15 protein-coding genes are annotated in these 13,307 nt (G+C 43.4%); 14 read left to right on the top strand and 1 reads right to left on the bottom strand.

Translation table 11 applies throughout. The annotated features are described in order from the left end of the window. Positions 1–10: 10 nt before the first annotated feature. The 8 genes from KHZ77_RS00465 to KHZ77_RS00500 all read left to right on the top strand — a co-directional run bounded on the left by KHZ77_RS00465 (position 11) and on the right by KHZ77_RS00500 (position 6,547). Positions 11–799, top strand: a complete 789-nt coding sequence (locus tag KHZ77_RS00465) for an ABC transporter ATP-binding protein (RefSeq protein ID WP_295194573.1) — start codon at positions 11–13, stop codon at positions 797–799. 236 nt (positions 800–1,035) lie between these two features. Continuing rightward, complete coding sequence (gene rpsO, locus KHZ77_RS00470; RefSeq protein WP_295194574.1) at positions 1,036–1,302, top strand: 30S ribosomal protein S15; 267 nt, start codon at positions 1,036–1,038, stop codon at positions 1,300–1,302. A gap of 161 nt (positions 1,303–1,463) precedes the next feature. Beyond that, on the top strand, positions 1,464–3,533 hold the full coding sequence (locus KHZ77_RS00475) for a polyribonucleotide nucleotidyltransferase (RefSeq protein WP_295194577.1): 2,070 nt from the start codon (positions 1,464–1,466) through the stop codon (positions 3,531–3,533). A 26-nt stretch (positions 3,534–3,559) separates the two neighbouring features. Beyond that, entirely contained in the window at positions 3,560–4,009 is a 450-nt protein-coding gene (dut, locus tag KHZ77_RS00480) for a dUTP diphosphatase (protein WP_295194579.1), read from the top strand. A gap of 63 nt (positions 4,010–4,072) precedes the next feature. Continuing rightward, positions 4,073–4,606: an NUDIX hydrolase gene (locus tag KHZ77_RS00485; RefSeq protein ID WP_295194581.1), complete on the top strand. Its 534-nt coding sequence runs from the start codon at positions 4,073–4,075 to the stop codon at positions 4,604–4,606. Between the two features lie 39 nt (positions 4,607–4,645). Then, positions 4,646–5,827 carry a phosphopentomutase gene (locus KHZ77_RS00490; protein ID WP_295194583.1) on the top strand — a complete coding sequence of 394 codons (1,182 nt, stop codon included), beginning with the start codon at positions 4,646–4,648 and terminating at the stop codon, positions 5,825–5,827. A gap of 80 nt (positions 5,828–5,907) precedes the next feature. Beyond that, complete coding sequence (locus KHZ77_RS00495) at positions 5,908–6,222, top strand: hypothetical protein (RefSeq protein WP_295194585.1); 315 nt, start codon at positions 5,908–5,910, stop codon at positions 6,220–6,222. Between the two features lie 4 nt (positions 6,223–6,226). Continuing rightward, on the top strand, positions 6,227–6,547 hold the full coding sequence (locus KHZ77_RS00500; protein WP_295194588.1) for a MazG-like protein: 321 nt from the start codon (positions 6,227–6,229) through the stop codon (positions 6,545–6,547). Between the two features lie 84 nt (positions 6,548–6,631). Here the strand turns inward: KHZ77_RS00500 and rpsT are convergent, their stop codons facing one another. After that, positions 6,632–6,892 (bottom strand): 30S ribosomal protein S20, encoded by a 261-nt coding sequence (rpsT, locus tag KHZ77_RS00505; protein ID WP_295194590.1) that lies wholly within the window; start codon positions 6,890–6,892, stop codon positions 6,632–6,634. 201 nt (positions 6,893–7,093) lie between these two features. On the opposite strand from rpsT, the gene polA reads away from it, so the two are divergent. The 6 genes from polA (at position 7,094) to rimP (ending at position 13,299) form a co-directional block, all read left to right on the top strand. Then, the gene (polA, locus tag KHZ77_RS00510; protein WP_295194592.1) at positions 7,094–9,736 is read left to right on the top strand and encodes a DNA polymerase I; all 2,643 of its coding nucleotides are present in this window, start codon (positions 7,094–7,096) and stop codon (positions 9,734–9,736) included. Positions 9,737–9,853: 117 nt separating this feature from the next. Then, positions 9,854–10,678 (top strand): bifunctional DNA-formamidopyrimidine glycosylase/DNA-(apurinic or apyrimidinic site) lyase, encoded by an 825-nt coding sequence (gene mutM / locus KHZ77_RS00515; RefSeq protein WP_295194594.1) that lies wholly within the window; start codon positions 9,854–9,856, stop codon positions 10,676–10,678. 41 nt (positions 10,679–10,719) lie between these two features. Continuing rightward, positions 10,720–11,334: a dephospho-CoA kinase gene (coaE, locus tag KHZ77_RS00520; RefSeq protein WP_295194596.1), complete on the top strand. Its 615-nt coding sequence runs from the start codon at positions 10,720–10,722 to the stop codon at positions 11,332–11,334. Further along, positions 11,331–11,900: a lytic transglycosylase domain-containing protein gene (locus tag KHZ77_RS00525; protein ID WP_295194598.1), complete on the top strand. Its 570-nt coding sequence runs from the start codon at positions 11,331–11,333 to the stop codon at positions 11,898–11,900. The genes coaE and KHZ77_RS00525 overlap by 4 nt, the downstream gene beginning before the upstream one ends. A gap of 49 nt (positions 11,901–11,949) precedes the next feature. Beyond that, on the top strand, positions 11,950–12,618 hold the full coding sequence (locus KHZ77_RS00530) for a hypothetical protein (RefSeq protein ID WP_295194599.1): 669 nt from the start codon (positions 11,950–11,952) through the stop codon (positions 12,616–12,618). A gap of 222 nt (positions 12,619–12,840) precedes the next feature. Further along, positions 12,841–13,299, top strand: a complete 459-nt coding sequence (rimP, locus tag KHZ77_RS00535) for a ribosome maturation factor RimP (protein WP_295194601.1) — start codon at positions 12,841–12,843, stop codon at positions 13,297–13,299. Positions 13,300–13,307: the final 8 nt, after the last annotated feature.

Raw genomic sequence — 13,307 nt, forward strand, 5'->3', positions numbered from 1 at the left:
AGGGCCGGTTATGTTAGAAGTTAAAGGTTTAGTAAAAACATTTTTCAAAGGTACGGTCAATGAAAAAACAGCCCTTCATGGCGTAGATCTTCGTTTGGAATCCGGCGATTTTGCAACCGTTATCGGCGGCAACGGTGCCGGTAAAAGTACCTTGTTGAACTCCATTGCCGGTGTCTTCCCGGTTGATGCAGGTACAATTAAGATTAACGATACAGACATTACAAAAATGCCTGAATACAAACGTGCCGCTTTTATCGGCCGCGTATTCCAGGACCCGATGCTCGGTACAGCAGGGAATATGCAGATTGAAGAGAACTTGCTTCTCGCATTGCGCCGCGGCAAGAAAATGGGCCTCAAATGGGCCTTCGTACCGGAAGAGCGTGAACTGTTCAGAGAACGTCTTTCTCTATTAGGCCTTGGCCTTGAGGACCGTTTATCAGCACGTATGGGCTTATTGAGCGGCGGTCAGCGTCAGTCCATTACATTGTTGATGGCTACCATGCTGAGACCTGAATTGTTACTGTTGGACGAACATACAGCGGCCCTTGACCCTAAGACGGCAGCCAATGTGTTGAGCTTAACCGATAAATTGGTTCAGGAATATAATCTGACCACCTTGATGATTACCCACAACATGCGTGATGCCCTTCGTTACGGCAACCGCTTGATTATGATGAACAACGGACGCATTATTTTCGACGTTCGTGGAGAAGAGAAGGCAAAACTTACTGTAAAAGACTTGCTGGAACGCTTCGAAGTGGCGGGCGATACAGTGAGTGACCGCATGGCATTAGGTTAATTAGTATTAGGCCATATGGCTTTATACCGGTTGACTTTATTCCGGTTGACTTTAGATCGGGTGACTTAAGACCGGGTGGTTAGGCCAATCAAAGAAATTTAGAATTCCGCTTTACAAGGAATGCCTGATATAGTATACTTTTATAGGTGCTTACGCACGTGACGCAAGCGAAGTATTCGAATCTCCAACGTTTACTTTGGCTTGACGAGTTTTTTTTTACATAGGAGGACATACATATGTTGACTACAGAAGCTAAATTAGCTATCATCAAAGAATTTGCTACTCATGAAGGTGACACTGGATCTCCAGAAGTTCAAATCGCGATTTTGACTAATCGTATCATCTACTTAACTGAGCATTTAAAAGAACATAAAAAGGATCATCATTCCCGTCGTGGTCTTTTAAAATTAGTTGGTCAACGTCGTAACATGCTTGACTACTTACGTCGTAAAGACATTGAACGTTACCGTGCAATTCTTGAAAAATTAAACTTACGTAAATAATTTAACACGTAATATGAAAAAGCGGCCTAGGCCGCTTTTTTCTTATAAAGCCTTACTTTATATGAGAATATAGATAAAAGACTTTCATTTTCTATGGGAATCTATTACAATAAGAGAGATGTAAAAAAATAGAGACATAGTGATTCAGAGGAGGAATCGGAATGGAACAATTCCAAATGGACCTGGCCGGTCGTACATTAACAATTGAAACAGGAGAGCTTGCGAAACAGGCGAGTGGCTCTGCCTTAGTTCGTTATGGTGATACAGTAGTGTTGGTGACTGCTACTGCATCCAAGGAAGCCAAAGATATTGACTTTTTCCCGCTCACTGTTGATTACGAAGAAAAAATGTACTCCGTAGGTCGCATTCCGGGCGGATTCATTAAACGTGAAGCTAAGCCACCGGAATCTGCTGTTCTTCACAGCCGTTTAATCGATCGTCCGATTCGTCCGTTATTTGATAAAGGTTGCCGTAATGAAGTGCATGTAGTAGCAACTGTACTTTCCGTAGATCAGGACAACGCACCTGAAATCTGCGGCATGATCGGTGCTTCCGCAGCGTTGGCATTGTCCGATATTCCTTGGGCAGGCCCAATCGCAGGCGTTCGTATCGGCCGTGTAAATGGTGAATTCGTAATTAACCCGACAGTGGCTCAGTTGGCTGAAACTGACTTGAGCGTCGTTGTAGCCGGCACTAAAGACGCTATCCTCATGGTAGAAGGCGGCGCTCAGGAAGTGGCTGAAGAAGTATTGTTGGAAGCTATTATGCGCGCTCACGAAGAAATCAAAACTATCGTAGCTTTCCAGGAAGATATGGTAGCTAAAGCGGGCAAAGAAAAACGCGAATTCCCTGTACATGAAATCGATCATGAAGTATCTGCTGCCGTACATGCGTACGCACATGATGCATTGGATAAAGCTGTTCGCTGTGCTGACAAACAACAGCGCGATGCACAACAGGCAGCTGTATTTGAAGAAGTTTTAGAACATTTCGAAGAAATCTATCCTGAAAACTTGGATGATGTAAGCCTTACATTAGAAAAAATGGTGAAAGAAATTGTTCGCCATATGATTACGGTAGAAAAGATTCGTCCTGATGGCCGTCAACTTGATGAAGTTCGCCCTATCTCCGTACGCGTAGGTATTTTACCTCGTACACATGGTTCCGGTCTTTTCACACGTGGTCAAACTCAAGTATTAAACATTTGTACCTTGGCGCCGCTTTCTGAAAAACAGACAATCGACGGCATCGGTATTGAAACTGAAAAACGTTACATTCACCACTACAATTTCCCATCCTACTCCGTAGGGGAAACTCGTTCTTCCCGTGGTCCGGGACGTCGTGAAATCGGTCATGGTGCATTGGCTGAACGCGCTTTATTGGCAGTTCTTCCTACTGAAGAAGAATTCCCATACGCTATGCGTCTTGTATCCGAAGTATTGGAATCCAACGGTTCCAGCTCCATGGCCAGCGTTTGCGGCAGTACCTTGTCCTTAATGGATGCAGGCGTGCCTATTAAAGCCCCTGTAGCAGGTATTGCAATGGGTCTAGTAACTCAGGGCGAACACTACACAATCTTAACAGATATTCAAGGTATGGAAGATGCGTTGGGCGATATGGACTTCAAAGTAGCCGGTACTGCAAAAGGCGTTACCGCTATTCAGATGGATATTAAAATCTCCGGTTTGTCCCGTGCGATTTTAGAAGAAGCATTGGCTCAAGCTCACAAAGGCCGTATGCACATCATGAGCAAAATGCTTGAAGTTATCGATGCCCCTCGTGGCAACATGTCCCCATGGGCACCACGCATTATTACTATGAAGATTGACCCTGATAAAATCCGTGACGTTATCGGTACAGGCGGTAAAGTTATTCGCGGCATCATCGAAGAAACAGGTGCTAAGATTGACATCGAAGATGACGGTACTGTTTCTATCGCGGCTGTGGAAGAATCCGCTGCTAACCGCGCTATCGAAATTATTACCAACTTGACGAAAGAAGTAGAAGTGGGCGAAGTTTACATGGGTCGTGTAACACGCTTGATGAACTTCGGCGCTTTCGTAGAAGTATTGCCTGGTAAAGAAGGCTTGGTACACATTTCCAAGCTCGCTAAAGAACGCGTTGAAAATGTAGAAGACGTGGTTAATGTAGGCGATGAAATTATGGTAAAAGTTATTGAGATCGACAAACAAGGTCGCATTAACTTATCCCGTAAGGACTGCTTAAAATAATCAATTCATTACAGAGGAGTCGCTAAATGGACATTCGCGGATTTGAAGTTGTATCGAAATATGAAGATTGCGATATAACTTTGCCAAAAAGAAAGACAACTGAAAGTGCCGGATATGATATTGAATGTGCAGAAGATACTACTATCGAGCCGGGTGAGATCAAATTAGTTCCAACCGGATTGAAAGCATTCATGAATTATGATGAATATTTGGCGATTCACATTCGTTCGAGCATGGCGGTTAAACGCCAATTAATGCTGGCCAATAGTACTGGTATTATTGACAGCGACTATTACAACAATGAAGAAAATGAAGGTCACATTTTAATTGCCCTTTATAATATGGGCAAAGAGGCCGTTCACATTGAAAAAGGTGAGCGTGTGGCGCAAGGCATTTTCTCTAAATATTTAATTGCCAGTGATGATGATGCTACCGGAATTCGTGTAGGCGGCATCGGCAGCACCGGTTCTAAGTAAAAGAAAGCGCCCCTTGCCTGGACTGATTAGGTAAGGGGCGTTTGTGTTCAATAGGAGGCCATCATGAGTTTACATGAAGAAATAACTAAAACATCGGAAATGAAGTTTGACGGGAAGTTGATTAAGGTCACTTATGATACAGCCATGGTAAATGGCCGCGAAGCGTGGCGCGAAGTAGTGCATCATCCGGGTGCCAGCGCCATTATTGTAATCGACGACCAGAATCGTATCATTATGGAACGTCAATATCGTTACGCTTTACAGCAGGGCTTATTGGAAATTCCGGCCGGTAAATTGGACGCCGGTGAAGATCCGCTCACTTGTGCAAAACGCGAATTGGAAGAAGAAACAGGTTTTAAAGCTAAGACCTGGAAATCTTTAGGCGCTGTTGCTACCAGTCCCGGATTCTGTAACGAAGTGATTCACATTTTCCTCGCCAAAGATTTGGAAAAAGGTCATACTAACTGGGATCCTGATGAATACGTGGAATTAGAATTCTTTACATTACCTGAACTCTTGGAAGCTATCGGTAAGGAAAATATTAAAGACAGCAAAACATTGGCTGCCATTACTTTAGCTTTGCCATATTTAAAATAATCGGTAGTTAACAATTCTGCTGTGAAAGGATTGTGCATTATGTTTAAACGAATTATTGTATTGGTTATGGACAGTGTGGGCATCGGCGGCGCGCCCGATGCAGCCGCATTTAATGATGACGGAGCCGATACGGTAGGTCATATTGAATCCGTAGGCGAAGCACTTCGCTGTCCTAATTTATTGAACCTGGGATTAGGACGCATTGCGAATTTAACAAAGAGTGAGCCTACAGAACCTGTAACCGGGATGTTTGGCCGCCTCTTAGAAATCAGTCGCGGCAAAGATACGACCAGCGGTCACTGGGAATTAATGGGCCATCCGGTGGATGTGCCGTTTCCTACATTCTACGATGGCTTTCCAAAGGAACTGATGGACCGTTTTACGGCTGAAACCGGTTACGGTTACATTGGTAATGAAGTGGCGTCAGGTACGGAAATCATTGAACGGCTGGGGGCTGAACATTTGCGTACAGGCAAGCCGATTATATACACATCTGCCGATTCCGTATTTCAAATAGCCGCTCATGAAGATGTAATTCCCTTAGAAGATTTATACCGCATGTGTGAAATTACCCGTAATAAAGTGTGCATTGGCGAGTACTATGTGGGCCGTATTATTGCACGTCCCTTTGTAGGTGAATTGGGTCATTTCAAACGCACCGCCAATCGTCACGACTATAGCCGTATGCCGGAAAAAACATTGTATTGGGAGCTCCTTCAAAAGAAGGGCTTGCAGACAATCGGTGTAGGTAAAATCGGAGATATTTACGCAAAAGTTGGTATCAGTGAATCCTATCCGACCAAGTCGAATTCACATGGTATGAACGAGGCGGCCCGACTCTTGGGTGGAGATTTCAAAGAAGGCCTTATGATGGTTAATCTTGTGGAATTTGACAGCTTATATGGACATCGTCGCGATGTGGCCGGTTATAAGCGGGCTCTGGAAGACTTCGACTATCAGCTGGGCGGCTTCTTAAATCTATTACAACCTGAAGACTTGCTGTTGATTACAGCAGACCATGGCAATGACCCTACGTGGAGAGGTACCGATCACACTCGTGAAACAGTACCTTTAATAGGATATTGGAAAGGGTTAGACAAGGCTGTGGAATTGGGCGACCGCAACACCTTTGCTGATGTGGGACAGACCATATTGGAATATTTTGGCCTTAAAGGTGAAGTGGGTACCAGCTTTATGAATGTTATTAGAGACAATAAATAAAAACAGCCTCCCTGGCTGTTTAGCGTTCGTATTTTATATTAGAGAAGTTCATATTTTATGTTAGAGAAAAGAGGTAAGTTATGAGTTGCATTCACGCAAAAAAATCTGTGCCTACAGATCCGGCCGAAAAGGCACGTTATGATTGGGCTAAAAAGCAGACGGAAGTAGCTAGAGAACAGGGAATGGACAGCGACGAAGTCCATGCATTGTTTAAATATATTATGGATATGGATTTAGACGCAGTGGGACAGTCCGCTACGGAAGAAGTGAGCAGCACGTTCCGCCGTGCTATCGGACAGGCTACTACCGCTTTGGAAGTCGGTCAGCCGACCGCTGTGGCACTCAATTTATTCCGCTGCATTATGCACGGTGATTTGAAACAACAAAAGGATTGATAGCATGGATTTAAAAGAAGTAATGATAATTTCTGAGGATATTCGAGTTAAATATCATGCTTTGGAACGTCAGATTCATAATAAGGAATGGTCCACCGAGGAAGATGCATTGGCCTTTTTAACTGATGCCGGTTTGGTGGGGCGTTATATTATGTCGAACGAAGGACGCTGGCCAAGCGAAGACGAAAAGATGCTGGCTTCCAAAATCGGCGAATGTGTTTGGTGGCTGGCCGTGCTGGCGGAACGCAGCGGCATTGATTTCGAAGAAGCAGTGGAAAACTTCTTGAATCCGAGAGCGGAAGAGTTAAAGAAAATGAATCTTTGAGGATTTAAACAAGATGAACTTGTAGTGGGGCAAATAAAAAAAGCGCTGTAATCTTAGATTACAACGCTTTTTATTTGCTTGGAATTATAAAGCATTAACTTTAGCAGCCAAGTTGGATTTCTTACGAGCTGCAGTGTTTTTATGAAGAACGCCTTTGGAGGCCGCTTTATCAATTACGCTAGTAGCTTGAACAAGTGCTTGTTTAGCATCTTCTACTGCGCCTGCTTCAACAGCTTCAACCGTTTTGCGGGTAGCTGTACGAATCTGAGATTTCACAGCAAAATTTTTCGCACGACGTTCAGCGTCGGTTTTTACGCTTCTAATACTGGATTTAATATTTGGCAATTGAGTCACCTCCTTATGATTACAATAATATACCTGAATAATTATAGCATAGTGAGCATTGTTGTGCAATAGCTTACTACAATACTTTTTGTGTTATAATAAAGTGTATTGATACTTTAATTTAATGTAATTCTAAAATGAATGATTTATTATAGAATTAATAGAGTAAAATAAATTCTTATTTCCTATGTGAGGTGCTTTATGAAAAAACTTATGATTATAGATGGCAGCAGTTTACTGTATCGTGCATTTTTTGCGTTGCCTCCGCTGAGTAATGCATTGGGTGTACCAACAAATGCGGTATACGGTTTTTTAACCATGCTTGTAAAGCTATATAATGAGTTGCATCCTGACTATGTGGCGGTAGCGTTTGATAAAGGGAAGGAAACATTCCGTACGGAGTTATATTCCGATTATAAAGGAAACCGTCCGAACGCGCCTGATGATTTGCGCCCTCAGTTCGGATTGATTCGCGAAGTGCTTGAAGCCTTGGGCATCTCCGTAATTGAAGAAGAAGGTTTTGAAGGGGACGACATTATCGGCTCTTTGAGCAAGTCCATGGGGAATGATGATACCGCTGTTTACATTATTACCGGTGACCGCGACAGCTTGCAGCTGGTAGATAATTACAGCACTGTATATATTACGAAAAAAGGCATTTCCGAAATGTTGGAAGTGACCCCAGCCAATATGGCCGATGAATACGGCTATGGACCTGACATGGTAATTGATATGAAAGCCCTCATGGGTGACAGTTCCGATAATATTCCGGGCGTACCGGGGGTTGGGGAAAAGACGGCGTTGAAGTTGCTTACTCAATATGAAACCTTGGAAGGCGTGTACGAACATATTGATGAAATCAAGGGCAAGTTAAAAGAAAAATTAGCTGATAATAAAGAGCTGGCTTATTTATCCAGAACCTTGGCTACGATTAAAACGGATATGGAATTGCCATATAAATTGGAAGATTTCGTGACTCATGCCCATGAAAGTGAAATCGTACCACTCTTTGACCGCCTCGGATTCCACAGTGTAACACCGCGTTTGATTAAAGCAATGGGATTGAATGAAGTGAACACAGCAGACAGCGATTCCTTATTCGCAGACTTCGCCAATGATCCGAACGCAGGTGAATTTACTATTGAAGAGGTTCAGTCTGCAGATGCTATTGATTATAAAGATAAACTTGTAGGTATCCACGTAATTCCGGAAGGAGCTCATCCGTTCCGCACTATCGGTTCTCTTTTTATAGCCAATGATGAAAAGGTCTACGAAGTGCAGGGCGACAGTGCGTTGCTGACTTCCGTGGCCGCTCGTGTGGCTAATGAAGCGCGCGAAGTGGTAAGTAATGATGTTAAGTTACTACTTGAAGTGTTAGGCACTGATGCACCGGGCGAATTGGCACTTTTCAATGACCAAGGTGAACCGCGCGTATGGGATTTAACATTGATGGCGTATCTCTGTGATCCTACACGAACTAATTACGGACTTACTTATTTATTAGAACGCTTTAACGGTGGCAATGTATCCACCGGCGGAGACAGCCGCGAGTTCGCCAGTACGGCAAAAGCCTATGTGGTGATGCAGGAGACCGCATTGAAGGCCCTTCATGAAGTGGAAGTATGGGATTTATATAAAGATATTGAGCTGTCCTTGGTAAATACTTTGCTTATTATGGAAAAGAACGGTATTTACATTGATACAGAAAAATTAGATGAAACAAAAACTCGCTTTGACGGCGAAGCGCGTGAGTTGCAACAGGCTATTTACGACTTGGCCGGCGAGGAATTTAATATTAACTCACCAAAACAGTTAGGCGTAATTCTTTTTGATAAATTAGGTCTTCCTGTGATCAAGAAAACAAAGACCGGTTATTCCACGAATGCGGAAGTATTGGATTTACTGCGCGATGAAAATCCAATCATTGAAAAGATTTTAGCATACCGCACAGTGGTAAAATTAATTTCCACCTATCTGGATGGACTGAAACCGCTCATCAATGGAGATACACATCGTATTCACAGTACATTTAACCAGATGGTGACAGCCACAGGACGTCTCAGCAGCTCTGATCCGAATTTACAAAATATTCCGGTGCGTACAGAAAAAGGCCGTGAAATTCGTGCCTTGTTCTTACCGGGGCAAAGCTACGATATGCTCATGAGCGCCGACTACTCGCAGATTGAGTTGCGCATCTTGGCACACTTGTCTGAAGATCCGGCCCTTATTAAAGCCTTCATGGACGGCGAAGATATTCACCGTTTTACAGCGGCGGAAGTATTGGGCAAGGAATTAGAAGATGTAACACCGTTGGAACGTTCTCATGCGAAAGCGGTAAACTTCGGTATTATTTACGGCATCAGTGACTTTGGTCTGTCCCGCGATTTGGGGATTACCCGCCAGGCTGCGAAGGAATACATCGAACTGTACTTCAGTCGTTATCCGAAAGTTAAAGAATATATGGATAATATGGTGGCATTGGCTCACGAAACGGGCGCAGTGCGCACTATGTTCGGCCGTGTCCGTACATTACCGGACATTAACAGCCGCAACTTTAACCGTCGCTCCTTTGCGGAACGAACAGCTATGAATACGCCGATTCAGGGCACGGCAGCCGATATTATCAAGCTCGCCATGAACCAGGTGGCACAGGCGTTGGCCGATAAAAAATTGAAATCTCGTTTATTATTACAGGTACACGATGAATTGGTAATCGAAGTAGTGAAAGACGAAGAAGCAACTGTTAAAGAGTTGTTGGAAACTATCATGGATAGTGTAGTCACTTTAAAAGTGCCTTTGATTGTAGACGTGCACAGCGCCACCAACTGGGCTGATGTAAAATAATAGACAGTGGTAAGTTAATAAGCTGAGGTAAGTTAATAAACTGAGGTATGTTAATGAGCTGAGATATAATAATAGGACGGGTTAAACTAATACTATGTACTTAAAGGAGGGGCACGTATGCCGGAACTTCCTGAGGTCGAGATCATTCGACGCTATATAACAAAACAAATCAAAGGAAAGACGATAGCATCCATTAACACTTTATTGCCCCGCCTGTGGCGCAATGCCACGGTGGGCGCGGCCGAGGATGCATTGGTAGGACTTACTGTTGATGAAGTGAGACGGCGTGGAAAATATCTGACCATTCACTTTGTGAACGTAGACCTGATTTTAGTGATACACTTGAAATTGACAGGTAGTTTAGTGTATCATGAATCGTCGGTAATTGAGCGTTTTGACCGAATTATATTCGAGTTTACAGACGGTACGGAATTGGCGTATGGCGATGTGCGTACATTGGGCGGCCTGTATATTTTTATTAATGAACAGGCCATCGATTTGACGTCCTATGTGTCTATGGGTGTGGAGCCTTTAAGCGATGATTTTACCGGAGCTTATATGTACGAAGTGAGTCGCCGCAGTGCGCTTCCTGTTAAGACATTTTTGTTGAATCAGAAGTATGTGGCCGGTATCGGCAATATATATGCGGACGAGGCCTTATTTAAGGCTCATATTCGTCCTACAAGACGCGCCAATTCGCTGACGAAGAAAGAAAGTAAAGCCCTTTGCGAAGCCATTAAGGATGTGCTGTCCGATAGTTTGGAACGAGGCGGCACAAGTTTTAGGAACTATAAAAATGGGGAAGGCAAAAAGGGAAATAATCAGAACTATTTACAAGTATATGGTCGCAGCGGTCAATATTGCTATGACTGCGGGCAACCTTTGACAGATATGATACTGCGTGGCAGACACACGGTATACTGTAAGCATTGTCAAAAATAGGAAATGCTTGCAAATGTGAAAGATCGGAGAGACAGTTACGAATGTATAAGATCGGATTAACCGGCGGCATTGCAACCGGTAAAAGTACAGTGAGCGGATGGATGGCCCAACGCGGTGTGGCTGTCATTGATGCTGACCGGGTTGCACGCGAAGTGGTAGAGCCGGGAACACCCGGCCTACAGGCTGTAGCAGATGCATTCGGCAAAGACGTGCTCCTGGAAGACGGACAATTGAATCGTCCCGCTTTGGGGGCTATTGTGTTCAATAATGAAGCAAAGCGCAAACAATTGAACGCGATTTTGCACAGCTATATAAAAGAGCGCATTGACCAGCTGGAGATAATGTTTGAAAATCGCGGCGAGCCGGCGGTTATCTACGACGTGCCGCTGCTTATCGAAGCCGGCTGGTATAAAGACATGGATGAAGTATGGCTCGTGGTGACTGATGAAGCGACGCAGATACGCCGCCTTATGGAGCGTAACGGCTTGGACGAGGCGGAGGCGGCATGCCGCATAAAGAGTCAGTTGCCGCTCAGCGAAAAAAGAAAGTACAGCAAGGTTATTATTTCCAATGAAGGTCCTATGGAAGAACTGGAAGCGGAATTAGAACAATTATGGGAACGCTATAAAAACCGATTTGAGAAGGAGTTGGCATGAGAGGGTCCACGTTTTTAGCTATTACAACTGTTATATTGGGCATTCATTATGCCTTTATAGGACAACCGTATTTGGAACGCATGTATGCTTATCCTTTGGAGCATCGCGAATTAGTGTATGCCGCTTCGAAGGAAAATAAGGTGTCGTTTTCATTGGTGGCGGCTGTTATTTTAGCGGAAAGCAAATTTAATGAGTCGGCACAATCGGCGCCCGGTGCTATGGGACTTATGCAGCTCATGCCGGATACGGCCCATTGGATTGCGGAACAAATTAATCAGCCTAAAATGACCGATGAGGACATACGTGAACCGGGCACCAATATTAAATTGGGTACCTGGTACTTAGCTTATTTATTGAATGAGTTTAAGGGCAATGAAATCCTCGCATTGGCTGCGTACAATGCCGGTCGCGGTCATGTGGAAGAGTGGATGCAGACGTATGGCTGGGGCGACGACTTTGATCAAATCGATGCCATTCCGTTTGCAGAAACCAGAGAATATGTGACTACGGTTTTAAGAAATAAAGAGCATTATGAAGAACTCTATCCTGAAACGGCTCTCAAATAGTAAATTGTGATTTTGCCACAATACATGTGGTAAGACGGAGGTGTAAGAATTGGGGAAGAAGCCTGATATTTTGGCGGAATGCAGCGAACGAACCTATGATTTTTCGTGGCTCCCTCAAACAATCGGCCCTTTTGAGCTGGTCATTGATACGAAACTTGAAGATAACACGTATTTATTTTTCCATTATGAAAATAAATTAGGCTGGCGTTGGCAGGCCATGTACGACAAAGAAGTAGATGACTTTACAGTCCATGTTATTATGCCATTGTTTTCCTTTGTGGATATCAGCTTTATCCGCACCGATTGGGATTCGTTCCTGGAGGGCTTGAAGGAGCGCGCAGTGGAAGGCATGCGTAAACGACTCATTGATTCTCATGAACTGTTTACGTATGAATATAAGAAGACCAATATTCTCGATTGGGACTTTGAAGAGGTGTTACCTCAAACTATTGATGACTTCGTGCTGGACATTACACCGAAAAACGCCATTTCCATGATCAACGGTTCTTTTATTATAGGAGAGTACCGCCTTATGGATGATCCGACCGGTTTGTTGTTCTTCTACAATGTACTTCGTCAGGAGTTTTTCGCAGAGCTTCGTTGTCATAACATTCCGGAAATCAGTCATAATTTTGATGGAAACTCGGTAAAAGAGTTTGAGATTTGTTTAAAAACGCATTTACATAATGAAATTAAAAACTTAAAAGCACGATTGTAATGCGTTTTATTTGAATTTTTAGAGTAGACATGCTATAATGTAGTAGATTTGGAATACGTTACTTTTGAAGAGTGGGCTCTGGCTCACTCTTTACTTTATAGTATGGACCTTATAATGCGATTATAAGAGGATACTGTAAGCCTTAACATGCATATAAAACAGCGTTTTTAAGTAAGTAAATCGTAAACAAGCAAACCTACAAAATAAAAGGAGGCGAAAGCAATGAAACGTGAAGCGGTAGAAGAATTGGTATCGTCTGTTGTTGAGCAAATTATCGAGTCCACAGATATGGAATTGGTAGATGTGGAATATGTGAGAGAGCGCGATTGGTATTTGCGCGTCTATTTAGATAAACCTAATGGGATTGATCTTGACGACTGCCAGATGGTCAGTGAAAAGTTGAGTGAATTTTTAGACGCAAAAGATCCGATTAAGGAAAATTATCTGTTGGAAGTATCGTCTCCCGGCATTGATCGCGTATTGAAAAAAGAAAAAGACTTTATCCGTTACAGCGGCAAAGCTGTAGATGTGCAGTTATTTAAGCCGATTGACGGTCAGAAACTGTACACAGGCAACCTTGGTGCCGTAACTGATGAAAGCGTAACAATTTATATAGATGAAACACCAAAAGAAATCGAACGCGCCGCAGTGGCACAGATTCGATTACACATTGATTTTTAAATATAAAA

The organism is Veillonella sp. (assembly GCF_018364065.1).
Taxonomy (GTDB): Bacteria; Bacillota; Negativicutes; order Veillonellales; family Veillonellaceae; genus Veillonella_A.